The following is a 24,647-nucleotide window of genomic DNA, read 5'->3' on the forward strand; positions in this document are numbered from 1 at the left end:
GCCGCTGTTGTGGGGCTCCGCCTTTTTTTTACATGATCGCCGACCCCATGGTGCAGGCAGGGCCGAGAAGTACGAACGGCAGGATAAAGCGGCTGACCGTGACGTCTTCCAAAGGGGCACTGACTGGTTTCATCCCGTCCGCATCAAAGAAAACATGCCCTTTGTCAAAGGTAACCTGCAAGGGGGCTGGTTCACGACTTTCTCCATCGCAGGGGCTGTAGCGTATAGGAGGTTCGACCCGCTGAGGGGCTTGGCCTTCCCTTTGAAGGGTAAAGGCGTGGGAAACAGAGCGCAGTCCCACCACTTCCCCAGACTGGGAGAATCGCAACGAGTTGCTGTCGCCGGTAATGCCCACGGCGTCCGGATCGTAGGCGAGGAGTTCGCCCAAGGGGGTTGTAATGGAGAGAGCGCTGGCTGGTTCCACGGATTTGATGCTGCCGTCGTTGTAGAACGATACCCCAATGCGTACAGGCAGTGTTGTTCCCTGAAAGGGGACCTGAATTTGAGTATCCGGCCAAAGGGTAAGGCTTTTAATGTTTCCTTTCGGTCCGAAGTATAAAGAGAGCACATTGGTCTCAATGGGACCGACCGGTGTGTTCAAAAGGAGCGGCTCGGCCAGTTGCGCTTCGTCTTCCTGGCTCCAGAAACCTGAAAGGGTTCCATTGAGTGGGAAGATTCGTTTTAGTGCGCCATCTTCGTACAAAGTGATGAGTTCTGCCGGAATTTTTCCCAAGGGGGTGTGCACTTCGGTTTGCTCTTCAAGGGGCAGATTGCGGATCATTCCGTTGGGATGGAAAGAGACGGTGGGGAGCTGTCGTTTGCGAAATGTATTGGCCGTGAATTGAGGGATCAATTCACCATAAGGCGTATGGAGATGGCTTTCGGTATGCGAGATACAGGAACGCACATTGCCATCACTGAAATACTCCAGAGATGGCAAGGCGTTGATGGGGCCGTAAATGGTTTGAACTGTGGGCATTGGAGCCTCCTTGTTCAGACAACTGCAAGGACTGATCCATTCGTAATATGTTGAAAATAAAAAAGAAATTTATTCCTGTTTTGTAGGTTGGCTTGTTTTTGGCTACGTCTTTGTCGCCTGCTACAAAAATGGACTTTTTGTTTTTTCAGGGGAATCTTGACTGTATGAAACGACTGTTTATTTTAAATTCCGACACAACATAACCATATTAAAACATGGAGGACGTTATGGACATCGCCAGGCTGAATCCTTGGAATTGGTTCAAGAAGGAAGACGAACAGGAAAAGATTTTGCCCGTAAAACAAACGGCGGATACGGACAGGCATTCGCCCCTGAGTCCGCTGGCAGGTTTGCACAGCGAAATCGACCGGATTTTTGACCGTGCTTTCCACGGATTTGGCGCGGAATTCCCGCTGTGGAGTGCTGGCTTTTCCCGTGGGGAGAGTCTGTTCAAGCCCAAAGTGGATGTGGGCGGTTCTGACAAGGAATACACTATCAGTGTGGAGCTGCCCGGCATTGATGAGAAGGACATATCCGTGGAGCTTAACGGGGACGCCCTTGTCATAAAGGGAGAAAAGAAGCAGGAGGAGAAAACCGAGGAAAAGGGCTTTTACCGTGTAGAGCGGAGCTACGGTTCTTTTCAGCGTGTTCTGAATGTTCCCGACGATGCCAATGTTGACGGTATCAAAGCAACGTACGCAAATGGCGTGCTTCGCCTCGTTTTGCCTCGGAAGGAGCAAAGCGAGCCACAGACGAGAAAGATAGCCATAGGCTAGATATCTCGCAGGACTTTTGATCCTGCGGCATCAGAGCTTTTCTTTGAAGAAAATCAAGGCTCCGGATATTCCGGAGCCTTTTAACTATGCCAGGGGTCCATGGAATGAGGGCGCTGTTATGCCCAACAATATTGCGGCTGTGCAGGGGGCGATGAATCAGGGCCGCCAATATGTTTCAGTAGCTGCAATTGGAGAAGTGGTTTGCTTTTGTGCTGGTAATACACTTTTTGTATCGAATATAGATTGTTACTGTTTTGTTGACGAAAGAAGTCCCTGTAGTGTATCCCTCTAAATTGATTACTCAATCAAATTTTTTATTGTAGCCTATTCTGACCGGTTCCGACCTGAAGGTGCAGATATGCAGCCAAAAGCAGGGGCGGGTCCGTAAGGGTGGTGTATTGGAAATTTTCTGGGGTTGCCGGAATTTTTTCTATGGCCTTATTTCAGCTATAATAGTTTTATTTGGAATTGAAGGAAACTGACCGACCATGAGCAAGCCCAACAGCAAGGATATCATTCTGGCGACAGCCCGCGCTCTTTTTGGCGAATACGGGTACACGAGCACAACGTTTAAAAAAATCGCTGAAAGTTCCGGGTTGGCATTAGGGCTTATCACGCATTATTTCGGCAGTAAGGAAAATCTGTTTGTCCAATCCAGTTTGAGCATTCTGGATACGGTTCAGGAAGAGCTTGAAAAGGCCACTTCCGTGGCTCCAAACGGGCTGGAGGCAGTGGTTTCTTTTGCCAGGGTTTATCTTGAATTTGCCAGAAGCCGAAGCAGCGATTTTCTTATTTTGGTCAGCTGTTCACCGTATAGCGACCTGAAAAATTCCATAGCCAAGGACGATATGACCCAGATATTCGAGCATCTCGTGAACAGACTGCGCGAGCATATAGAGGCTGGACAGGCCGATGGAAGCGTTGTGCAGGAGAATTCGTTCCAGCTGGCCAATTCGGTTTTTGCAACCCTGGTCGGTGGAGTCCGTACCATCATGCTTGCTTCCTATTGTCCCGAAGGCTTTTACGATGCCACGCTGCGCTATATTCGCAGAGCTGTTCAAACGAGGCGATAAAAGGCAGCTTCCAAAGTCCGAAAGCTGAAGGGCAATGGCGTACTGCCTGGGGTGGGCACCTTAAGCTGGCATATTTTAAAGCTTTATGGGCAGCTCTTTGGAAGGGGATTGGGGGGGAGGAATGCGCGTGTGGCTTCAGTCTCCGTTGGTCTTGGCGCCTACACCGAATTTTACAAACAGTTCTGCCAGCTTGGTCTTCACATTGGTGGTTGTTTTGTTGATTGCACTCAAGTTCAGTACAACCAGAAACTCCACTCGTATTTCCGCATGATCGAACAGGTTCAGAATGCGGAGTGCAAGCCCCTCATCCGTCTGCAGGACCTCCAGCAATTTACCAATCTCGGTGCGGTTTCTGCCACGGAACAAGAGCTGGGCCGGGTTTGAAGTATCCGCCACAAAGAGCTTGTTCTTTTTTATCTTGGTTAATCCATGTTCCGACAGCGGGGCTATACTTGTCGCCGGTACTCTTCTCGACCGGGCCACGCGCAGAGCCACTCGTCCGCCTTCGCCCTGCATGAGGGCCTGAAGGTAATTGCCCACTTCGGCTTCGTAGGCATAAAAGAACGCTTTGCGGATGGAAGGGATGTCGAAGGTCGCGGTAAGTTTGCGGACGGTAGCACGCTGCGATTCGCTGAGGTTGCCCAGTGCCCTGTGGAATTCCTCACGGAGTGTATCCAAAGCCAGGGCTGCGCCTACTGCCAGGGCAAGTGCCTGTTCCTTGGCAAAATCCTGCTCCGCCTTTTCTTTTTCCGACAGGGACTCGTCCTGAGGGGCGGGGTCGGAAAGGATCTTGTGCACAACCTTGCTGGTAGGATCGAGGCAAACCAGCCGGGAAATATAATTGAGTTCGTCCGGCGTATAGCCTTTGAGCAGACTGTCGCGCACAAAAAGCAGAAGTTCCAGAATACTGCGTTGGCGCGGCTGACATTCCGGATCCTTTGCCAGATTGTTGACTTTGGACTGGACTCGGGTTTTCTGGATGGGCTTGGTTTCCGGGCAAAGGTCGGCAAGAAAGTCGTCCAGGGCGTAATGAATGACGATATGTGAACCGTCGCGTGTCATCTGCCTTTCCGACGGCTGCATTATGGTTTTAATCCGATTGCTTATGTAATCCTGGCAGAATACCCGGTTCATTTCCTTCCAGTATGGTCCGCCAAACTCGAAATCTTTTGTTATTGTTTCTACTTTTTCTACAACATGTTCGCCGAATAGAATGATCAAAGTTTCTTCAATATTGTCGTGAATCAATGATGAGGCGTTTACCGTACCTTGAATGTATTTAAGGATAAGTGTTTCCGAATTGAGAATATCGTTTTGGATACGTTGCTTTTCTTCTGCAACATCTGTCTTTGCATACTGGGTAAGAGTGTGAACAAAAGCGGCATTGTATCTTTTAACAAGATCATGGGCGGAATGACTTGCAGAGCGAAAACACAACATGTTGATGATGCCGTGTTGTTGATTCTCAAGAAGTGGGAACTCGTTTATTTTTGAGTGATTTACGCTGATGAGTTCCAAAAGCATGTCACGTTCGAGCACTTCCCGCAAAGCACTGCGTTCTTTCAAACTGGAAAGCTTTGCCAAATATTGTGCAATGCGTTCTTCTGGAGGAATTTTTTTTTCAGTGCTCATCAGGTCGGAGAACTCCCAAAGTGTCAACAAAGTGTCAAAAGAATCCCAACTGAACAGAGTATGGCATTTAAGTATACAAGGTACCCAATCTTTTTACAAATGTTAAGCACTGTGTCGGGTACAAACTTGCCATAGGCGGACAGTATCGGGCTTTGGCAGGTGAAATCTGGTTTTGCAGTCTGCTGAACTTTGGTACCCTCTGTGTACGGGCATACGAAGCCGGTCATGCGATTCGTACAAAAACAGGAAGGAGCGAAAATGCAGCGTAAACCGATAGTTGCAGGGCAGTTTTATCCAGGAGACGAGGCATCTTTGCGCCTTACTGTAAAGAAGCTGATGCCGGAAGATGGGGACCGGGATGTAAAGCGCTCCTTGCTGGTTATGGTGCCACACGCCGGTTACATGTACTCCGGTGGCGTTATGGGGCTTACCCTGTCCCAGGCAAATCTTGCGGGACGTTGCATACTGATGGGACCGAACCACACGGGCAGGGGCGTTCCCCTGTCTGTTTGGACGCAGGGGAGCTGGCAGGTGCCGACGGGTGAGCTGGCCGTGGATGAGGCGTTGGCGGCCGGAATACTCTCCCAGGTGCCGGGGGCGGAGCCTGACGTGGAAGCTCACATGGGAGAACACTCCCTGGAAGTCCTTTGTCCTTTTCTGCTGGAAATCAACCCTGCCATGACCATCGTTCCCATATGCGTGGCTCTGCGAAGTGCCGAAGCTCTGTTCCAGACAGGAATGGCGCTGGGCAAACTTCTGGCAGCCGAGCAGGAACCTGTAACCATTGTGGTCAGTTCGGATATGAGCCATTACATCTCGGCAGAAAATGCCCGTGAACAGGACGGACAGGCGTTGGCAAATGTTGTCTCCCTGAATGCGCAGGGCTTGCTGGAAACGGTTGTGCAGCGGCAGATAAGCATGTGCGGCGTACAGCCCATGGTTGTCGGAATGTTGGCGGCAATGGAGATGGGCGCGAGTGCTGCCCGAATAACCGGGTATTCCACTTCCGGCGATGTTACGGGAGATAATTCCAGTGTGGTCGGATACGCCGGAGCCATTATCAGCTGAGGTACCCCGCCGGAACATAAGGCTGTTTTGTGGGTGAGGGGCGGTACGGTCCCGGAAGTGCGGAAAGCATGAAGAATGAGCGGATGGCACCCCGCGGAATGGGGGTGAGTGATACCGTCCTTCTGCCAGAGGAGTCCATCCGCCCGCTGTTTTCAACCTCAGAATTTGTATCTGACTTCCACCATGCCCCCCCAGAGCATTCCCGAGGTCTTCGGTCGCCACGTGGTCGCCATCACGGTGGTAGGTCTTTATTTTGCGGCTGAAGTGAAATGTTGGCCCTGCGGTCAGTGTCAGATTGTTTGCCGGGCTATAGTCCACGCGGAGCAGAGCCTGCCAGCTGCTTATTTCAATGAATCCTTTTTCCTGAACCGTACTGTCGTCTGCCAGGCGATAGTACTTGCTGTCCGTATTCACGCCCGCCCGCAGGGCGAGATTGTCTGCAAAGGCATATCCTGCCTCAAGGTCGGGGTAGCCGAGATGGAGGAAGAAGCCTCTTCCCTCACTGTCGGTTCCGTCGTAGTTGATGTTGCCAAGAAAAGGCAGAACCCGGGTGCTGATACTGTTGACAAACCCGGCCAGACCAAAGCCCACCTCCCAACGCTCCGAAATTTGGTAGACCAGCCCAAGTCGGCCGCCCCCGCCGAACGAGTCCTCCATTTCCTTTTCAAAAGACGAGGTGGCGAAAATCCCTCCGAACCAGGACCAGTTGTCGGAGATTTCTCCTTGCAAATTGGTGCCCAGGTGCAGTCGATGCAACGAGGACCAGGGATCGTCCTGCCCGTTGCCGAAAGGAAGGTTCTGTTTGTCGCTCCAACTGAAGCTGTCTACGTTGTAGGAAAAATTGAATATTCCGTACCTGGCGCGAAATCCCCCCGAGTATACGCCCATTTTTCCCTGATCGTCGTCGAACGATGCCTCGGGGATGAAATTTCCGTTGAGGCGCAGTCGCAAAGAAGGGGAGGTGGATTTTTTTTGCTGAATACTGTTTTCGTCCGTGCCCTGCTCGTTCTGGGTATTCTGGGCAAGTGCCGTGCCGGACAGGACAAGAACGAGAAGCAGGGGGAACAGGTGTGCAAGTTTCGCAACACAACTGCCTGGTAAAAGAAGGGTGGTCGGCTTCATATGTGATTCCTCGTCTATGATGGAGATTATAGACAAAACAGGACAGAGGCACCCTCTCCGCTTTTGGTCTCCATGAACCCAGCAAGAGCCTGCGTCTGCAGCAGAGCCATGCTTTGCCGGCATAGGATTGGGAATATGTTTGTGTGTTCTTTATAGTGGCGTATCATATGGGAATTGCATGCTAAAAATTGGTTCGAAATTGATAAAAGCTGTTAAAATGTGTAAATTTCGGCGTTGAAGGTTGCTCTAGCCATGTATTGCCGGGTATGGGTCGGCAATGGAAAAAAGAATCCTTATATTTGATGACGACACCAAGCTGCAGGCTTTGCTCCGAGAGTATTTGGAAGGATACGACTTTGTTGTGTTCTGTCGGCCGGACGGGTGTTCCGCCTGCCAGGACATTGGAGAGTGCTCTCCCGATCTTGTTATTTTGGACATTATGATGCCCGGAAAGGACGGAGTGGAAGTTCTGCGTGACATACGGAGCAAGGAAAACGTGCCTGTAATCATGCTCACTGCGCGTGGAGACGATTCGGACCGTATCGTGGGCTTGGAGTTGGGCGCGGACGATTACCTGCCGAAGCCGTTCAACCCCCGCGAACTTCTCGCCCGTATGAAGGCCGTGTTGCGTCGGTACGATGGGGGCGCAAGCAAGCCCGGCCAGGAAAATATTCTCGAGGCGGGGGGGCTGCGTCTGGATACCTCCCTGATGGTTCTTTTTGTAGAAGGGGAGGAACTTACGCTGCCGTCTACGGAATGTCGTCTGCTGGCCGAGTTGATGCGCAATCCGGATGTGCCCATGTCGCGCGACCTTCTCATGGATAGGGTGTGGGGGCGCGATTTTGCTGCGTATGACCGAAGCATCGACGTCTATATCAGCAAGCTCAGGCAGGTATTAAAGTCGCACAGCCGCCATACGAATCGAATTCAGACCGTCTGGGGGACTGGATACAAGTTTCGAGGCTGACATGAGGCTCCACTCGCTTTATCTCAAATTTCTCATTTATTTTATTCTGTTGCTGCTCGTCACCCTGGCTCTTCTGGGGGGCTGGTTTCGGACCACTTTTTGGGAGTTTCTTGAAGAACAGGAAATGCAGGAGACGGGTCCGGAAATCAATCTTGTCCGCAATGCCATTCTGGTTGCAGTGGACCGTGCCCCCGGCCTTCCCTTGCAGCAAAATCCCTATCTGGCGGTGCTCCTGGAATCCTTGGACGAAATGTATGATGTGGTTGGGTGGATAGAACTTAAGGACGGTTCCATTCTTACCGCGGATTACAATCTTCCGCTTCCTGCAGTTCAAAAAGAAGGCAAAGGAAAGGATTACGGCGGTGGTTTTGTGGTTTCCAAAGTAAAACCCCTGGGGCGGTACTGCGCTCACGGAGAAATGGAAATCACCATGGGGCTGCACGGCAAGGCCACGTTGCATACCCTCTTCGAGCGGAGCAGGCTGTACAGTCAATCCACAGTGCTTTTTCTGCAGGGGCTGGGGGGCGTGTTTTTCATAGTTGCCTTGCTCATCATCCCCATTACCCGTCTTATTTCCTCTCCAATCAAGCGATTGGAACGAGCCGCACTCCGTTATGCCGAAGGCGACCTCTCCTCGCGCGCCCCGGATTTACGCCAGGATGAGATCGGCGAGTTGGGCCGCGCCTTCAACTATATGGCGGGGCGCATCGAACGTATGATTCGCAACACCAGGGAACTGGCTGCCAATGTTTCCCACGAACTGCGTAGTCCCCTAACCCGATTGCGTATTTCCGAGGAATTGGTCCGGGAAAAGTTGGAGCGGGAAGGCGGCCCAGACGTTAGGGGCTATCTGGACAGTATTCGGGCGGAAGTGGATAACCTGGACGAGCTGATTGCCAGAATTCTGGAATTTTCCAAACTTGGCCTTACGGAGATGTCTCCCGAGGGGGAGATGCTCGATTTGGACCAAATGGTGCAATCCGTGTTGGAGAGCTACACCCCAATGAGGGAACGGAAAAATATAGGGCTGAGCACGGATTTTTGCGGCAATGCTGCTATACTGGGCGAGTACAATGAAATTGTTTCCCTGTTGACAAACCTTGTCGACAACGCCGTAAAATACTGCCCGGAGCAGGGCGAAGTGTCTGTGCGGACCCAGATAATCGACGGCCGTGTCCAGATACGGGTTACAAATACCTTTGAGCGGATTGACGAAGACGAGTTGGCCTGTATTTTCGAGCCTTTTTATCGGGGAGCGTCCTGCAACCATCCTGGATTCGGCCTGGGACTCGCCATGGTAAAGAGGATTGCGACTCGCCATGCGGGCGATGTACAAGTCGTCAATATTTCCTGGGGAGTGCGATTTATTGTTTCGTTCCCCTTGGCTGAACATGCAAAACAATTGGGAGCGCACCATGAAAATGCGTAATGTTTTTATTCTGCTTGTTGTCGTCGCATTGGCTTGTACTTCCTGCGGCAAGCGGCAACCTCTGCCGCAACCGCGCAAGGTGGCCGATCCTTCCATGCTGGCTGGCGCGGTCAATACTCCGGATTGGGACCTGGCAGCTGTGGCGTACGAGTATACGGGACAGGGAATCAACTACCTGGAAGCAGGAGTCCTGCCTGTTTTTGTCATTTTCAAAAACAAAAGTGCCATGCAGCCGGACCTGAAAATGGATGAGGCGCGCGGAGTGGCTCCGGGCGGGGAATATCTTCCATACAGTCTGCAGGAGGCGGAGCGTCTTATTTTCGATTCCGAAGCATTTGCGAACACCGCTTCCAACGTCGCCCGTACCGGAAGCATAGGAGCCATTGCCGGAGCCGGTCTCGGAGCACTCATCGGACTTGTGGGCGGTGGGGATAATATCTGGAAGGGAGCCGTCATCGGCGGGACCATCGGAGCAGGAGCCGGAGGAATTTACGGAGGCGTTGGGTCGGAAGACGACCTGAAAAAAGCGGTTCGTGAGGATTTGGCGCACTACTCCTGGAGCGATGTACCTGTTCCGGCAGACTATACCAAGGTTGGCTATGCCTACCTTCCCAACAATGTGGGAATCACCGCGCTCAAGGTGGTGGTGCGCACACCGGATGGCAGCAAGACCTACACCCTGCCGTTCAGCAAGTAGGCTGCAGGGATTTGTCTTTGCCGATGTGTGACCAAGGTGGCAGGGCGATCTCCCTGCCTGGAAGGTGTGAAGCGAGTTTTTCCTGACGCCAGTTTGTCTTCCTGAAGAGGTGGAACATTCCACCGGCCAGCAAAAAGAAAAACGGCCCGTTCAAATGAGCGGGCCGTTTTGTTTACGTATGAGGTACGGATTCCGTTATGGAGTCCGCATTGGCTTTAGGTCTAGCGACGTCCGCCGCGACCACCGCCGCGGGGGCCACCGGAACGAGGTGCGCCCTTGGGTGCGCTGTAGTCGTCCAGGTTGACTTCCTCACCGGCTTCTTCAAGCAGCCAAGCCTTGCGGGAAAGGCGGATACGGCCGTTGGACTGAACCTCGACCACCTTGACCGAGACTTCCTGGCCGACACTGAGCAGGTCGCCGGGATTTTCCACGCGGGCCACGTCCATCTGGGAGACGTGCAGCAGGCCTTCGCAACCGGGCAGGACTTCGACGATGGCGCCGCAGTCGATGAGCTTGATGACCTTGCCCACATAGTTTTTGCCCAGTTCCGCTGTCTGATCGTAATACAGGATCATCTCTTCGGCCTTTTTCATGGCCTCGGAAGTGGGGGCGAAGATGGATATCTTGCCGCTGTCGTCGATGTCGATGTCGGCTTCCGTGGCAGCAGTGATGGCCTTGATGGTCTTGCCGCCAGAACCGATGACGTCGCGGATCTTGTCGGGGTTGATGGTGACCGTCTTGTACTGGGGAGCATGCTCCGATACTTCGGCACGAGGCGTTTCCAGGCATTCCTTCATATGATCGAGGATATGTACCCGGGCGTCGTGGGCCTGAAGCAGGGCGCGCTTGAGAACATCCTGCGGAATGCCCGCGATCTTGATGTCCATCTGTACGGCGGTAACGCCTTCGCGTGTACCGGCTACCTTGAAGTCCATGTCGCCCAGTGCGTCTTCGTCACCCAGAATGTCGGTGAGGATGATGTACTCGTCGTCGACCTTGCACAGGCCCATGGCGATACCGGCTACGGGTTCCTTGATGGGAACACCGGCGTCCATGAGGGCCATGCAGCCGCCGCAGACCGAGGCCATGCTGGACGAACCGTTGGAGTCCATGATTTCCGAAACAACACGAACGGTGAAGGGGAATTCATCGGCAGAAGGCATGACCGGCAGCAGGGAGCGTTCGGCCAGGTTGCCGTGGCCGATTTCCCGGCGCGAGGGGCCGCGCAGCATACGGGCTTCACCCACGCAATACGGGGGGAAATTGTAATGCAGCATGAAGTTCTTGGTCTTGTCGCCGACCAGGGTTTCGTAGCGCTGTTCATCGCGCGAGGAGCCCAAAGTGGCAACGGCCAGAGCTGCGGTTTCGCCGCGACGGAACACTGCAGAACCGTGCGTGCGGGGCAGCAGACCGGCTTCGATGGACAGCGGACGGACCGTGGTCAGGTCGCGGCCATCGAGGCGGATGCCGTCGTTCTTGATGCGCTGGCGGACGATATTCTTTTCCATATCGCCCAAGATGCCTTCCACTTCGCCCTTGAGGGTTTCGCGTTCGGGGTAGACTTCCTGCAGGGCTTCCAGAACCTTGCTTTTGACAAGCTTCTTGGCGTCCTTGCGTTCCATCTTGGCTTTGACCTGAAGGGCCTGGCCAAGTTCTGCCGCAGCCAGTTCTTCGACCTTGGCGGCCAGTTCGGCGTCAATCTCGGGAGGCGTAACTTCGATCTTTTCCGTGCCGACCATTTCGCGCAGCTTGTGCTGTACGTCGAACAGCGGCCTGATGTTTTCATGTCCCCAGGCAATGGCGTCGGCTACAATCTCTTCGCTCAGGAAGTTGGCGCCGCCTTCAACCATGACCACAGCGTCTTCGGACGCGGCAATGACCAGGTTCAGGTCGCTGTGTTCTTCAACACCCTTGTAGGTGGGGAAGAGTACGAAGTTGCCGTCCACATAGCCTACACGGGCAGCCGCAATGGGTCCCATGAAGGGGATGCGGGAAATGTGCAGGGCTGCGGAAGCACCGGTCAGGGCCAGTACGTCCGGGTTGCACTTTTTGTCCGCGGACAGAACCGTGGCGATGATCTGCACTTCGTCGCGGAATCCCTTGGGAAAGAGCGGACGGATGGGCCGGTCGATGAGCCTGGATACCAGAGTCTCGTGGTCCGACGGGCGACCGATTTCGCGGCGGAAGTAGTTACCGGGCACGCGGCCGGAAGCGTAGGCCATTTCCTGATAGTGGCAGGTCAGGGGGAAGAATCCCCGGTCCACTTCCAGAGTCTGGGTCACGGCGGTGACCAGGATGACTGTACCACCCGACTGGACGATCACAGAGCCATCGGCCTGGTTCGCCATACGACCGGTTTCTATTTTCACTTCAAGATCGCCGACGTTCGTAGTCAGCGAAGTAGGAGCAAAGGGTACGAGCATGTCGTCTCCTTGTGGTGAGAGGGTTGATCCCCCGCTGCTCCAGCTGGTCTGTGGTAAGGACTTGAATGATTGGAAAATTCAAGCACCCGCCACAGCCAACCAAAGGGAAGCGGAGGGAAGAGTTAAGCCGTTGCCTCGGCCACGGATATACACGATTTGTCCATTACTTGGAACCATCCGCCGCATCGGGCGAAAGCCTTTTGGCAGGATGTGAAATGGGAGTCGCGAATTCCGGAAGATACGCCTGGCCGCTATGTTCCGCAGAGGGGGGAAGATACGGCTGGGCCGGGCAGGGCGGTCAACAGTGTTCGTACGCCGCCCCGAAGGGCGGCGTACGGAACGACAAAACTATTTGCGGAGACCAAGCTTGGCGATCAGATCGCGGTAGCGCTGGACGTCCGTATTCTTCAGGTAGCCGAGCAGCTTGCGGCGCTGGCCGACAAGCTTGAGCAGACCGGTCCTGGAGTGGTGGTCTTTCTTGTGCACTTTGAAGTGCTCGGACAGATAATTGATGCGGGCGGTGAGCAGGGCAACCTGCACTTCGGGCGAACCAGTGTCGCCTTCGTGCTGTGCGTATTCTGCTACAACTTTGGATTTGTCTTCGGCGGTCATAACCACAGCGGCATTCCTCCTGTTAAATAATGATTGTAATAAGCCTTTGCCGATGGGCGCTACCACAAACCACGCAGAATAACCCACTTGGTTCGACCGTTCACATCTTGGGTTTCGGATACCGCAAGAGCCTTGCCATCCTCGTCCAGGAACATTGCCCTGGCACCGGGACCGGCCTGTCCTTCTGCGGACAGACGCATTCCGTTTTTGACCTTGGCCGTATCCTCCGGTGAGAGGACCGCCTTGGGCCAATCGGGAAGCATGTCCTCCAGCGGGAGGAGCGACTGCTCAAGCAGTTCTTCCGGACGTTCCAGGAACTCGTCCATGGAAACGGCCGTATCAAGGGTGAACGGGCCGCTCGCCTCGCGAGTCAGCGCAGTCATGACAGCGCCGCAGCCCATCCGCATCCCCAGGCTGTGGACCAGGGAGCGGACATATGTGCCTGACGAACACGTCAGGCGAAATTCGGCATCTGGCGGTGCGACTGAAATCGCCTCGCTGCCGGATACCGTGATTTCCTTGGTCTTGATGGGAACTTCTTTGCCTTGCCTGGCCAGTTCATACAAGGGCTTGCCCTTGTGTTTGGCCGCGGAATAGGCAGGTACTTCCTGCACTTTTATGGCATCCCAGTCAAGAATTGCGTCGCGCAATTGCGCGGCGGAAATATGATTTGTTTCGGCTTCCTGGAGCACCTCTCCCTGAATATCGTAGGTATCGGTGCTCTGGCCCAGACGCAGGCTGCCCCGGTACGTCTTGTCGTGACCGGTCAAATAGGGAGCCAGCTTGGTTCCGTTGCCCAAAAGGGCCAGCAGAACGCCCGAAGCCAGGGGGTCCAAAGTTCCGGCATGGCCGATCTTGACGTTGCCCAAGGCTTTTTTGACCATGTTCAGACAGTCGGCAGACGTGGGGCCGCTGGGCTTGTGAAGAATGAGCAGGCCGTGCAGGTCGCGGACAGGCCTTTTGTTGCGTCGGCCCATAGGCTATTTTTCTCCAAGTACTTTGGCGCAGGCATTGCGCAAAAGGTCGGCAGCCCTGTCCATGGGACCGTCAAGCTGGCCGCCGCTGGCGTTTTTGTGTCCGCCGCCGCCAAATGAAGCAGCCACAGCCTGAACATTGACCTCGCCGTCCGAGCGCAGCGAAAATTTGATTTTCCCATTGTCTTCTTCGCGCATGGCAATGGCGATGTCCACGGTACGGACGCGACGGACAAGGTTGATAAGGCCGTCGCTATCTTCCCGGCTTGTTCCGGTCTGGCGCAGAATTTGGCGGGTGATGCGAACCATGCCTATGCGGCCATTGTTGTGAAATTCGGCAGCGTCGAGAACCTTGCTGATGAGGCGCAGACGGCCTTCGGTCCATTGATTCTGGATCTTCTTGTTTATCTCGCCGGGCTGCAGCCCCAAACGGATGATGCGGCCAGCTGTTTCCATGGTCTCCGGAGACGTATTGCCGTAGCTGAAATATCCGGTATCCGTGACCATTGCGAGGTAAAGGGCCTCACCCAGCGCACCGTCCAAAGGAATGTTCAAAGCGTCCGCCAGTCGTGCGACCATTTCACCTGTGCTGGAAAAACTGGGATCGACCCAATTGTGGTCGCCGAACATGGAGTTGCCCAGATGGTGGTCGATATTCACGGTGACGCGTTTGGAAAAAAGGTCGTTCAGTTTTCCTCCGGTCCGTCCGAAATCTCCACAATCCAAAGTTACGATGCAGGTCGGGCAGTCAGCCAGGTTGCGGGGCGGCTTGTCCATTATGGGAGCCGGCAGGGCCAGCCAGGTGAAGGAGGCGGGAAGGCCGGAAACATTATACAGATGAACCTGCTTGCCCAGGCGCTGGAGAATGAAGCCAAGAGCGGCCATGGAACCTATGGCGTCACCATCGGGATTGTAATGGGAAACCAAAAGGAAACTGTCCTGTTCCTGCAGAACTCCCAGAACCTCCTGAAAAGGGGCCGAGTCGGAGAGAGAGGCAGGAACGACAGCTGCTGAGGAACTATTCCTCGGGGCGTTCATACACCATCTCCTCGAGAAATTCGTCGAAGACGAAGACCAGATCTGGTGTGCGCTTCAGCTTGCAAGTGCGGCCGATGCGGGAGCGTAAAAAGCCCTTTGCCTTTCCCAAAGCTGCCTCAACGTTGTGGTGGCGGTCGTCATCGCCCATATAGGTAACAAACACTGTTGCCCGGCTCATATCCGGGTTCAACTGCACGCCGCTTACTGTAACCAGTTCCAGACGCGGATCCTGGACTTCCTCCACGAGGAGGCGTCCGATCTCGCGCATAAGCTGATCCGCAATGCGGAAATGGCGTTGGCCCTGTCCTTTGCTCATAATCTTAACACACTTTGTTCAAAATGAGAGGCGACTTTCCCTCGAGTGCTCGCAGTTGCGTGCTTTTCGAGGGGCGCGTCAGTCGCTGAAAATTTCAACGCTGCTGTCCACGAGATCTTCGTCGCAGACGGCTTCCACCATGTTCAGGGTCTTTTGCAGGCGTCCTTCAACAACCTTCGTATCCGGGCCGACAGTAACAGCAGCCAGTACAAGGCGGGCATGGTCGTCCTGTGATTCGACCTCGCTCACCGCGACATTGAACTTGGTACGCATTTTTTGTTTGAGGCTGGCTGCCACACGGCGTTTGCCCTTGAGCGAATCGTTCCCGTGAAGGTGGTATTCCAGCCGAAGTACGCCTATGAACATATTTTAATACGGCCCGTTCCATGCGGTTCACGAAACGGGCCGGGAGTTGCGTTGCGTTCTTCTAAGTCCGTATCATCCTTTGGCAGGGGATACGGACCTCATGTTATTCCAGGGTTGCCGCCGTCTCGATCATTTCAAAGGCTTCAATGGTGTCGCCGGTCTTGATGTCGTTGAAGTTGGCGATGGTCAGGCCGCATTCGTAGCCTTTCGCCACTTCCTTGGCGTCGTCCTTGAAGCGCTTGAGCGAGGACAGTTCCCCGGTATGCACAACCACACTGTTGCGCAGCAGGCGGATCCTGGCGTTGCGCAGAATCTTTCCATCCACAACTGCGCAGCCGGCAATGGTACCGAGACGCGACACCTGGAACGTCTGGCGGACTTCCGCCTGTCCAAGATAGCGTTCGGACACGATGGGTGCCAGCATGCCGGTCATGGCATCCTTGATTTCGCCCACCAGCTTGTAAATGATGTCGTAGAAGCGGATTTCCACCTTTTCCTGTTCGGCAACTTCCTTGACCTTCATGGTGGGGCGCACATTGAACCCGATAATGACGGCGTCCGAGGCGGAAGCCAGCAGAATGTCGGATTCGGTGATGGCACCTGCACCCATGTGGATGATGTCGATCTTGATGGTATCCGTATTCAGCTTAATCAGAGCGTCGCCGATGGCTTCCAGCGAACCCTGCACGTCGGCTTTGAGCACCAGGTTGAGGTGCTTGACTTCCTGGTCCGGACGGGACTGCAGGAAGGATTCCAACGTAACCTTGGTTTCCTTGGCCAGGTGGCGTTCACGCTGCTTGAGCTGGCGTTGTTCCGCAATGCGGCGGGCGACCTTGTCGTCCGTCACACCCACGAATTCGTCACCGGCTTCAGGCACGCCCTCGAATCCCTGTACTTCAACAGGAATAGCAGGACCAGCTGTTTTGATCTTTTTGCCCTGGTCATTGAACATGGCCCGGACACGACCGCTGAACTGTCCGCAGACAAACGCGTCGCCCTGGTGCAGAGTGCCTTCGGAAATCAGCACCGTACCTACAGGACCGCGTCCCTTGTCCAGGCGGGCTTCAACGATGTGGCCGCGCGCTGGTTTGTCGGGGTTGGCAGTCAGTTCCATGACTTCGGCCTGCAGCAGAATGAGTTCAAGCAGGTTGTCGAGACCAGTCTTGGCTTTGGCCGACACCGGAGCAAAAATGGTTTCTCCGCCCCAGTCTTCGGGCATCAGACCCAATTCGGACAGTTCACGTTTGGCACGTTCGGGGTCCGCATCTTCCTTGTCCATCTTGTTGACGGCAACGATGATGGGAACTCCGGCGGCTTTGGAGTGGCTCACTGCTTCGCGGGTCTGGTCCATGACGCCGTCGTCGGCTGCCACAACCAGTACCACGATGTCGGTAACTTCGGCACCGCGGGCACGCATGGCGGTAAACGCTTCGTGCCCCGGGGTATCGAGGAATACGATTTCACCGCGGTTGGTGTTTACGTGGTAGGCGCCGATATGCTGGGTAATACCGCCAGCTTCACCACCTGTAATGTCCGAAGTACGGATCGCGTCAAGCAGGGAAGTCTTGCCATGGTCGACGTGGCCCATAATGGTCACGACAGGAGGCCGCGGCTTGAGATCTTCCGGCTTGTCCGTCTCGGTGGGGATGATGAATTCATCTTCGGAGAAGCCGACCTTTTCAACCTCGTATCCGAACTCGGCGGCCACCAGTGTGGCGGTGTCGAAGTCCAAAGACTGGTTGATGGTCGCCATTATACCAAGTCCCATGAGGATGCGGATGACCTCGGGAGTCTTTACACCCATAAAGTGGGCCAGCTCCGAGACGCGCACGGCTTCTTCAAATTTAACTTTGCGTTTGGCCTGCTTCATAGGAGCGGTATGGGCCGGAGGCGTCGGTTTTGCCTGCTGCCTTCCGCCTTTCTTGCGCTTGCCGCCCTTGTTGTCGCGCAGCTTGTTCAGCGCATCGCGATCGTTGTCGCGAGAGGGACCGAACTCGACAACACGCTTATCCTTGCGCCCGCGGCGCTTGTTGGCGCCTGTCTTATCTGGACTTGGTGCATCCTGCTGGGGTGCAGTTCTGTTTGCAGCAGGACGGGGACCACGTCCTCCCGCAGGAGCAGGCCTGGACGGACCGGACGGACCGGAAGGACCGTCGGATTTCGGTGCGGGCCGCTGCCGAGGTTGTCTTTCGGCTGGCTCAGGCTGTACTTCGGGTCTGGAAATGACCCGAACCTGGGGACCGGAAAATTTTTCTTTTTTCTTGCCTTTCTTTTTTTTGCGAGGCTTCTCTTCATCCGCGTCGGTCGCGGCGGCAGCCTGCTTGGGAGAGTCGGTAGAGTCTGCAGGTTTGTCCGTCTTTGGCGCGACCGCAGCTTCTTCTTTCTTTTCGTGCTTGGGCGCGGTTTCTACGGTTTCCTGCGCTGTAGCAGTATTCACTTCAAGATCCTTTTCAGAATCCCCTGTTGCGGCAGTCGTTACTTCGGGCTCTTTGACAGCTTCCGCAGATGTGGGATCCGGGGTAGGGGAAGAAACCGCTTCGGGGGCTTCGGCCTCCGGCTGTTTTTCTTCCTTGGGTTCGACCGAGGGGACTTCTTCGGCCGGGACTTCATTGGCAGGTTTAATGATGCGCGCCGTGGGCGTTGGCGTGGCCTGTGCCTTGGACGAGGCCGACTTTGCCTTTTTACGGGCAGGAGCAGGCTTTTCTTCCTTGGATTGAACTTCCGTTTCTTTTTTGGAAGAAACAGCATCATCCTTGGGCTCGTCAGCGGCTTTCAGGTCTTTTTGAACGTCGTCGGCTTTTTCAGGAGCCTCGGCCATGACGGCAGTCTGCTCCTTTTCGGCTGGTACAACGACTTCCGGTGTATCGTCCTGTTCGGAAACAACTTCGGCAGATTGGTCGGGGGCTTCGTCCTGGGATTCCTCTTCGGACGCTTTGTCCTTGGCGCCTTTGCGTGCGGGGCGACGGCGACGACGCACAACCACTCCGGGCTGTACTTCGTGACGTACCACTTCCGTGGCCGCCTTACCCTGGCTAACCGCTTTGCGTACTTCCTCCGCACTCTCTTCTTCCAGGCTGCTCATGTGGCTTCGCACCGGAATATCGAGATCACGCAGGATGTGGAGGATCTCTTTATTGCCGATGCCCAGTTCGGCAGCGAGATCTTTCACCTTCATTTTCGACATTTAGTCCCCCTTGCACTTTGTCCGCCAGCCCGAGTACTTGGCGAACCTTCTGCTGCATATGCTTTCCCGGCAGTGATAAAAACCGCGGCCGGGCATGGTCTTGTTCTCATCCAGTATCAGCTTCCGCTCCTGTCCATCCTTGTGACAGACATGGCGGACCAGCTGATCCTTTGGGAGTTTGCGTCTACAAACGACGCACGTCCGTTCCGGTCCTTGTCCCATTTCGGACTCAGGACGGAGTATTATCTTCGTTCTCAGGCGCTGCTTCCTCGGTAGATTCGGCAGGCTGTTCAGTATCCTGAGTAACGGGTTGCTCATCGACGTCTTCTGCGCTTTCAACCGGCTCTTCGGCCACATCTTCGTCAGCCTCGGGAACCAACAGTTTGAATGCGGCTTTAAGATTGTCGTATTTGCGACCGTTCATGCCTTCTACGGCCATGATTTGTTCTTCCGAGGCCCGAGCGAGATCGATTGCCGAGTCGAAACCGGCGCTCAGGAATTTCTCCACGTTGATTTCGGCCACGCTTGCCAATTGTTCCAGGCGTTCGCGGTCGGCATGAAGTTCTCCGTAACGGCTCTCGGTGAAAATGTCGATTTTCCAGCCCAGCAGTTTGCTGGCCAGTTTGACGTTCTGCCCCTTGCGGCCAATGGCCAGGGTCAGCTGATCGTCAGGTACGACAACTTCCAGAAGTTGTTCATCTTCATCAACGGCAATACGCGTAATGACAGCGGGGTTGAGCGCGTTGCGCGCAAAATCCGCAATGTCGGGACGCCAGACGACGATGTCGATACGCTCACCCCGGAATTCCTGCACCACGGCCTGGATGCGGGACCCGCGGATGCCTACGCAAGCGCCGACCGGATCGACATCTCGGTCGGTGGACATAACCGCGACTTTTGCGCGGCTGCCCGGATCGCGGGCGACTCCCATGATTTTGACCGTTCCATCGGAGACCTCGGGGACCTCGCGGCGGAACAGTGCTCGCATGTAGTCGGGGTGGGAGCGGGAAATATAAATTTGCGGACCGCGTCCTTCCTTGAGCACGGAGATGATAAAGCCCTGCACCCGGTCGCCACGCTTGTAACGTTCCTTGGGGATCTGTTCTTCGCGGGGGAGGAGAGCTTCGGTACGGCCCAGGTTGATGATCCAGCCTGTGCGGTCGCGGCGCTGAATGATGCCGGAAACGATTTCGTTTTCGCGGCCCTTGTATTCTTCGTAAATGATTTCCTGTTCTGCGTCACGCATGCGCTGGATAATGACCTGCTTGGCGCTTTGCGCGGCAATGCGTCCAAGGTCGGTAACGTCCAGGCGAAAGCCCATGTCGTCGTCGAGCTGAACGTTGGGGTCGTGCTGGCGTGCATCTTCAAGGTTGATTTCCGTGTTGGGATCTTCAACCTCTTCTACCACGATCTTGAAATGATAGACTTCGATCTCGCCCGTTTCGTCATTGAACTGCACTTCGACGTCGAAGTCGTCGCCGTATTTACGCAGAACGGAAGAGCGCACCGCGTCTTCCAGCGTGTCGATAAGCAGATCGCGATCGATGCCTCTATCCTTGCTGATCTGGTCGATGGCTTTTTTCAGTTCGGTTGCCATGGCCCCTCCAAAAACAAACGGGCATTGTTATCATTATATTGTTGAAGACACCCCAGAGGGGTTCCATACCATCCCGGCGGATATTCTCGCCGGACAGTATATCTATCGTCCCGCAGAGGGGCGAAGGACCCGGTTAGCGCTTCTTCTTTTTCTTTTTCGCCACGGCACCCCAATCGCTTATTACCAGCTTGACGCGGGCAACTTCGTTCCAGGGTAGTTGGTTGGGAGTGTCATCGGTAAGAACGCTTATGGCATCCTCGCTGACGCTTTCCAGTTTGCCCTTGAAGTTCTTGCGTCCGTCGATTGCGTTATGGAGCCGGGCATCCACATGTTGTCCCACATAGGGGCGTATCTGTTCTAAGGAAAAGAACGGACGCTCCATGCCGGGGGACGAGACTTCCAAATTAAATTTTCCGCGTATCAGGTCTTCTTCGACATCCAGAAAAAGGCTGATGTCTCGGCTGAGCGAAGCGCATTGGTCTATGTTCACGCCGTTTGCGGATTCCACATAGACGCGCAAGACCTGCCCACCGGGTTCGCCCAAGAGCTCCACTCCCCACATGTCCAGCCCGGACTGCTCCACAAGTGGGGCAATGCCTTCAATAATTGCTGCTGTACGTGGTGACGGTTTCATGGCTGCTCCTTGAGAATAAAAAAAAGTGGACCCTAGGGACCACCTTCTGCTGCGAAAACCCCGGGGCCAACCGGACTCGATACGAGGAGAAAGTTTTATCCTGGAGCGGGCGACGGGGGTCGAACCCGCGACATCAAGCTTGGGAAGCTTGCACTCTGCCAACTGAGTTACACCCGCTCGGAAAGAAAGCCTAATAACAGACAGGCTGTGGTTGTCAAGTTTTATCGACCTTATGGTAGTTATTTTATGTTTTTTTCAAGAAAAAGGTGAAATTTCACTGAAGTTCAGTTGGCCTGCTTGTTGCATATTCATGCGGCAAGGAGGTCCGCGATTATGCAACAAAGCAATTTGAGCGCCCTGTTCGGGGCCATGTCCAACGAGCACAGGCTCAATCTCATCGCCAATAATTTGGCGAATGTGAATACTACCGGCTACAAGAAGGACAAGGTCGCCTTCAAAGACGTATTCATGCATTTCGCGCACGACTACATACTCGACTCCAAACCCTACATACGGGCTAAACCCTTGTGGCCCGAGGCTGACGTCATTGCCAAGCCCCGGTTGTCCGACCAGAAAACCGACTTCTCCCAGGGGAGTCTCAAGGTCACGGGAAACCCGCTCGATCTCGCCATTCAGGGCGAGGGATTCTTCAAGGTTCAGAACCCACAGACGGGTGACACCTTTTATACCCGCAATGGAAACTACATGCTGGACAACGGGGGGCAGATTATTGACGGCAACGGCAATTATCTGCTGGCCGGAGGCGGTCCGGTGACGGTGCCCCAAAATTCCACACTGGTCATCGACCAGGCGGGGAACATCCGGGCCGGGGAACAGGAGGTAGGGGCCATCGATCTGGTGACCTTCAATAACCCGGAGGACCTGAAAAAGGTCGGGGCCAACCTTTATACTATGGATAATCCTGCGGAAATACCGCTTAACACCGGTGCTCCCGAAGTGCCCGAAGGGGAGGATTCCCCCCGGGTGGTAGGGGCCATACAGCAAGGCTTTCTGGAATCTTCCAACGTGGAGGTCGTCACTGAGATGGTGGCCATGATCGAGGTACAGCGTTCGTTTGAAGCGTACCAGAAGATCATGACCGGAACCCAGCAAATGGACCAGAAACTGATTGCAACTGCCGCCAAGGCTTAACACCTGCGGCTTTACTTCGGAGGTAAAACGCCATGATGCGTTCGTTATGGACAGCTGCAACGGGTATGGTTGCCCAGCAGACTCACATCGATACCCTCTCCAACAACCTGGCCAACGTAAACACCGTGGGCTTCAAGAAGAGCAAGGCCGAATTCGAAGACCTGATGTATCAGACCTTGAATATCGCCGGTACGCTCAACGAGGCGGGCAACCGTTTGCCCACGGGGCTGCAGGTTGGCATGGGCGTTCGTCCCGTCACGGTGCACAAATACTTCAGCCAGGGCGACTTTCAGAACACAGGTAACCCTCTGGATGTGGCCATCGAAGGGGACGGTTTCTTCCTCATCGATTACAACGGTCAGGATGCCTACACCCGTGCCGGGTCCTTCAAATTGAACAACGATGGCACCATTGTGACAGCCAACGGATATCCGCTGCAGCCTGAATTCGTGGTACCGGCGGAAACCTCCAATGTGGTCGTTACCTCCACTGGGCATATTTCTGCCCTGGATAAAAATGGTGAGGAATTGGCCGGGGCGGACCTGCAGCTTTATACCTTCGTCAACCCGGCCGGTCTCAATGCCGCGGGCCGCAACATGTACTTTGAAACCCAGGCAAGCGGGGCGGCTACACCCGGCGATCCGGGGACGGATAACGTCGGAACGCTGGCTCAGGGCTTTCTGGAAGGCTCCAACGTGGAACTTGTGGACGAAATGGTCAGCATGATTGTCGGGCAACGCGCCTTTGAGGTGAACTCCAAGGCCATTACCACTTCGGACTCCATGCTGCAGACCGCCATCCAGGTGAAGCGTTAAGCCGCCACTGAACTCAACGGGAGAATTTGTAATGACTTGGTACAGGGGATTCGGAACATGGTTTGGCCTGATGGTTTTGCTGCTTCTGCCGACGTTGGGCGTTGCACAGAACGGAGGCAAAACATGGGCCGTCGTCACCAAAAGAGCGGCCTGTGCAGCAGGGGAAAATGTCCTGCTGGGAGAAATCGCCCAGCCGTTCGGCCATGTGCCGGATGGGGTGTGGCGGCGCATGGCGCAGACCGAACTTTGGAAAGCCCCTTCGCCGGGAAGTCGTCCCATAACGTACAGTGTGCATGATCTTCAGTCGCTTTTGCAAAAGTCGTTGGGATCGGGCGCCAAAGCCGTGCGCATTTCCGGGCAGCTCAGCCTGCAGCGGGGAGGCCGGGTTATTGACGCCGAAGAAATAGAACGGCGGACTGTCGACTATTTGACGCCGCGTCTCGCGGCAGGAGGCGGGGAAGTTACCCTGCGCAATATCACCACTCCAAATTTCGTTTTTCTGGATAAGGATTTTCATTCCATGGCTATCGAACAGCAGACTGGCGATGACGCCGGAAGGGTTACGCTGCGTTTTGCGGCCAAGACCATAGACGGTCGGATTCTGCGCCGTTTCGCCGTGAGCCTGTTTGTTGACCGCTGGATCAACGTTCCCAGTGTCATGCGTCCTGTGAATCCCGGAGATATCCTTACACCCGACCTCATCACTTTCGAACGCAAGAATGCTGCATATCTGTCCGGCAAGGTGTGGGACGGCCAGGGCGGTCCCTGGGTCGTCAAGCAGCCCATAGGTCGGGGCATGGTCATCTATCGCGACAACCTGCGCGTGCAGCCCCTGGTAATGAAGGGGGACCGGTTGGAACTGGTTTACAAGAGCAAGCATGTGCAGCTCTCCACGGATGTGGAGGCAATGGAAGACGGCGGGCAGGGCGATGCCATTCTGGTACGCAACCTGCAATCAAAGAGAGAAATACGAGCCAAGGTCTGGGACAAGCGGACCGTGATGATTAGGCGGTAGCGCGCAATGTCCGGCAGACAAGGCTTGAGAGCAAGGAAAGACAATCGGGAGGGCACCCCCATGAATCGTATCATAACCGTCATTTTTCTGGCCTTCGTGGTCACGGCATGCGCACCGGCGAAACAAACGCCCGAGCCTGCGCCTGTTCTTACGCCGCCGCCTTCCCAGCCTCAGGTAAGTTCCGATAATCCCGGTTCCATATTCGATCCGGGCCAGGCATCCCTTTTGTATGAGGATAGCAGGGCCCGCCGGGTCGGCGATATCGTGATGGTCCATGTGGTGGAAACGTCCAAGGGCAAGCACAAGGCAGATACGACCGCGGGTAAGGATTCCAGCATACAGCTTGGTGTCGAGAACTACTTCGGCCACGGAAATTTCAATGCATTCCCCTTCGGCATCCCCAACATGGGCATGTCCGGTGCCACGGGAACGACCCCCCTGGTCAAGGCCGGCAGCAAGTCCGGTCTGACAGCCACGGGTGAAACCAAGCGCGAGTCCAACCTCAAGGCTGTGGTTGGCGTGCGGGTGGTCAAGGTGCTTCCCAACGGCATTATGCAGGTAGAAGGCGCACGCGAGATGCGCATCAACGAGGAAACACAGATTCTTGTGGTGCGCGGCCTGATTCGTCCCCAGGATATCCAGCCCGACAACACCATTACTTCGAACTATCTGGCCAATGCCAAGATCGAATATTTCGGTCAGGGCGTGTTGGCCGACAAGCAGCGGCCCGGTTGGTTGACCCGTATACTGGACAACATCTGGCCGTTCTAAAGCATCT

The 24,647-nt window shown here is 54.9% G+C and carries 23 protein-coding genes and 1 tRNA gene; 11 read left to right on the forward strand and 13 right to left on the reverse strand.

Annotated elements, in window-relative coordinates:
* Positions 1 to 28 precede the first annotated feature (28 nt).
* Positions 29 to 979, reverse strand: a complete 951-nt coding sequence (locus ACI0FJ_RS00975) for a hypothetical protein (protein ID WP_424297985.1) — start codon at positions 977 to 979, stop codon at positions 29 to 31.
* Between the two features lie 227 nt (positions 980 to 1,206).
* On the opposite strand from ACI0FJ_RS00975, the gene ACI0FJ_RS00980 reads away from it, so the two are divergent.
* The gene (locus ACI0FJ_RS00980) at positions 1,207 to 1,755 is read left to right on the forward strand and encodes an Hsp20/alpha crystallin family protein (RefSeq protein WP_424297986.1); all 549 of its coding nucleotides are present in this window, start codon (positions 1,207 to 1,209) and stop codon (positions 1,753 to 1,755) included.
* Between the two features lie 488 nt (positions 1,756 to 2,243).
* Positions 2,244 to 2,828 carry a TetR/AcrR family transcriptional regulator gene (locus ACI0FJ_RS00985; protein WP_424297987.1) on the forward strand — a complete coding sequence of 195 codons (585 nt, stop codon included), beginning with the start codon at positions 2,244 to 2,246 and terminating at the stop codon, positions 2,826 to 2,828.
* 135 nt (positions 2,829 to 2,963) lie between these two features.
* On the opposite strand, the gene ACI0FJ_RS00990 is transcribed toward ACI0FJ_RS00985, so the two are convergent.
* Positions 2,964 to 4,460, reverse strand: a complete 1,497-nt coding sequence (locus tag ACI0FJ_RS00990; protein ID WP_424297988.1) for a hypothetical protein — start codon at positions 4,458 to 4,460, stop codon at positions 2,964 to 2,966.
* Positions 4,461 to 4,718: 258 nt separating this feature from the next.
* Between ACI0FJ_RS00990 and amrB the strand changes: the two genes are divergently transcribed.
* The 5 genes from amrB (at position 4,719) to ACI0FJ_RS01015 (ending at position 9,743) form a co-directional block, all read left to right on the forward strand.
* On the forward strand, positions 4,719 to 5,528 hold the full coding sequence (gene amrB / locus ACI0FJ_RS00995; protein WP_424297989.1) for an AmmeMemoRadiSam system protein B: 810 nt from the start codon (positions 4,719 to 4,721) through the stop codon (positions 5,526 to 5,528).
* A gap of 222 nt (positions 5,529 to 5,750) precedes the next feature.
* Positions 5,751 to 6,629, forward strand: coding sequence for a hypothetical protein (locus tag ACI0FJ_RS01000; RefSeq protein WP_424297990.1), 879 nt, complete (start codon positions 5,751 to 5,753; stop codon positions 6,627 to 6,629).
* A 298-nt stretch (positions 6,630 to 6,927) separates the two neighbouring features.
* Positions 6,928 to 7,617 (forward strand): response regulator, encoded by a 690-nt coding sequence (locus ACI0FJ_RS01005; protein ID WP_424297991.1) that lies wholly within the window; start codon positions 6,928 to 6,930, stop codon positions 7,615 to 7,617.
* A 1-nt stretch (position 7,618) separates the two neighbouring features.
* On the forward strand, positions 7,619 to 9,046 hold the full coding sequence (locus ACI0FJ_RS01010) for a sensor histidine kinase (protein WP_424297992.1): 1,428 nt from the start codon (positions 7,619 to 7,621) through the stop codon (positions 9,044 to 9,046).
* Positions 9,033 to 9,743 carry a hypothetical protein gene (locus tag ACI0FJ_RS01015; protein WP_424297993.1) on the forward strand — a complete coding sequence of 237 codons (711 nt, stop codon included), beginning with the start codon at positions 9,033 to 9,035 and terminating at the stop codon, positions 9,741 to 9,743. Before ACI0FJ_RS01010 ends, ACI0FJ_RS01015 begins: the two co-directional genes overlap by 14 nt.
* A gap of 221 nt (positions 9,744 to 9,964) precedes the next feature.
* Here ACI0FJ_RS01015 and pnp read toward each other — a convergent pair whose 3' ends face one another.
* The 11 genes from pnp to ACI0FJ_RS01070 form a co-directional block, all read right to left on the reverse strand.
* Positions 9,965 to 12,166, reverse strand: coding sequence for a polyribonucleotide nucleotidyltransferase (gene pnp / locus ACI0FJ_RS01020; RefSeq protein WP_424297994.1), 2,202 nt, complete (start codon positions 12,164 to 12,166; stop codon positions 9,965 to 9,967).
* A 348-nt stretch (positions 12,167 to 12,514) separates the two neighbouring features.
* Positions 12,515 to 12,784 (reverse strand): 30S ribosomal protein S15, encoded by a 270-nt coding sequence (gene rpsO, locus ACI0FJ_RS01025; RefSeq protein WP_424297995.1) that lies wholly within the window; start codon positions 12,782 to 12,784, stop codon positions 12,515 to 12,517.
* Between the two features lie 53 nt (positions 12,785 to 12,837).
* Positions 12,838 to 13,755: a tRNA pseudouridine(55) synthase TruB gene (truB, locus tag ACI0FJ_RS01030; protein ID WP_424297996.1), complete on the reverse strand. Its 918-nt coding sequence runs from the start codon at positions 13,753 to 13,755 to the stop codon at positions 12,838 to 12,840.
* A gap of 3 nt (positions 13,756 to 13,758) precedes the next feature.
* The gene (locus ACI0FJ_RS01035) at positions 13,759 to 14,790 is read right to left on the reverse strand and encodes a DHH family phosphoesterase (protein ID WP_424297997.1); all 1,032 of its coding nucleotides are present in this window, start codon (positions 14,788 to 14,790) and stop codon (positions 13,759 to 13,761) included.
* Positions 14,771 to 15,106 (reverse strand): 30S ribosome-binding factor RbfA, encoded by a 336-nt coding sequence (rbfA, locus tag ACI0FJ_RS01040; RefSeq protein ID WP_424297998.1) that lies wholly within the window; start codon positions 15,104 to 15,106, stop codon positions 14,771 to 14,773. The genes ACI0FJ_RS01035 and rbfA overlap by 20 nt, the downstream gene beginning before the upstream one ends.
* A 78-nt stretch (positions 15,107 to 15,184) precedes the next feature.
* The gene (locus ACI0FJ_RS01045; protein WP_424297999.1) at positions 15,185 to 15,472 is read right to left on the reverse strand and encodes a DUF503 domain-containing protein; all 288 of its coding nucleotides are present in this window, start codon (positions 15,470 to 15,472) and stop codon (positions 15,185 to 15,187) included.
* 103 nt (positions 15,473 to 15,575) lie between these two features.
* Positions 15,576 to 18,656, reverse strand: a complete 3,081-nt coding sequence (gene infB / locus ACI0FJ_RS01050; protein ID WP_424298000.1) for a translation initiation factor IF-2 — start codon at positions 18,654 to 18,656, stop codon at positions 15,576 to 15,578.
* Complete coding sequence (locus tag ACI0FJ_RS01055) at positions 18,657 to 18,974, reverse strand: YlxR family protein (protein ID WP_424298001.1); 318 nt, start codon at positions 18,972 to 18,974, stop codon at positions 18,657 to 18,659. It abuts the gene before it with no gap.
* The gene (gene nusA / locus ACI0FJ_RS01060; RefSeq protein ID WP_424298002.1) at positions 18,886 to 20,253 is read right to left on the reverse strand and encodes a transcription termination factor NusA; all 1,368 of its coding nucleotides are present in this window, start codon (positions 20,251 to 20,253) and stop codon (positions 18,886 to 18,888) included. Before nusA ends, ACI0FJ_RS01055 begins: the two co-directional genes overlap by 89 nt.
* 133 nt (positions 20,254 to 20,386) lie before the next feature.
* On the reverse strand, positions 20,387 to 20,887 hold the full coding sequence (gene rimP, locus ACI0FJ_RS01065; RefSeq protein WP_424298003.1) for a ribosome maturation factor RimP: 501 nt from the start codon (positions 20,885 to 20,887) through the stop codon (positions 20,387 to 20,389).
* Between the two features lie 101 nt (positions 20,888 to 20,988).
* Positions 20,989 to 21,064 (reverse strand) — tRNA-Gly (locus ACI0FJ_RS01070).
* A 156-nt stretch (positions 21,065 to 21,220) separates the two neighbouring features.
* Between ACI0FJ_RS01070 and flgF the strand changes: the two genes are divergently transcribed.
* The 4 genes from flgF to ACI0FJ_RS01090 are packed head-to-tail and all read left to right on the forward strand — an operon-like array spanning position 21,221 to position 24,640.
* Positions 21,221 to 22,039: a flagellar basal-body rod protein FlgF gene (gene flgF, locus ACI0FJ_RS01075; RefSeq protein ID WP_424298004.1), complete on the forward strand. Its 819-nt coding sequence runs from the start codon at positions 21,221 to 21,223 to the stop codon at positions 22,037 to 22,039.
* A 32-nt stretch (positions 22,040 to 22,071) separates the two neighbouring features.
* Positions 22,072 to 22,854, forward strand: a complete 783-nt coding sequence (gene flgG / locus ACI0FJ_RS01080; RefSeq protein ID WP_424298005.1) for a flagellar basal-body rod protein FlgG — start codon at positions 22,072 to 22,074, stop codon at positions 22,852 to 22,854.
* Positions 22,855 to 22,885: 31 nt separating this feature from the next.
* Positions 22,886 to 23,869 (forward strand): flagellar basal body P-ring formation chaperone FlgA, encoded by a 984-nt coding sequence (gene flgA / locus ACI0FJ_RS01085; RefSeq protein ID WP_424298006.1) that lies wholly within the window; start codon positions 22,886 to 22,888, stop codon positions 23,867 to 23,869.
* A gap of 60 nt (positions 23,870 to 23,929) precedes the next feature.
* Positions 23,930 to 24,640, forward strand: coding sequence for a flagellar basal body L-ring protein FlgH (locus ACI0FJ_RS01090; RefSeq protein WP_424298007.1), 711 nt, complete (start codon positions 23,930 to 23,932; stop codon positions 24,638 to 24,640).
* Positions 24,641 to 24,647 lie beyond the last annotated feature (7 nt).

This window comes from Desulfovibrio sp. 7SRBS1, from assembly GCF_049723905.1.
GTDB lineage: Bacteria > Desulfobacterota > Desulfovibrionia > Desulfovibrionales > Desulfovibrionaceae.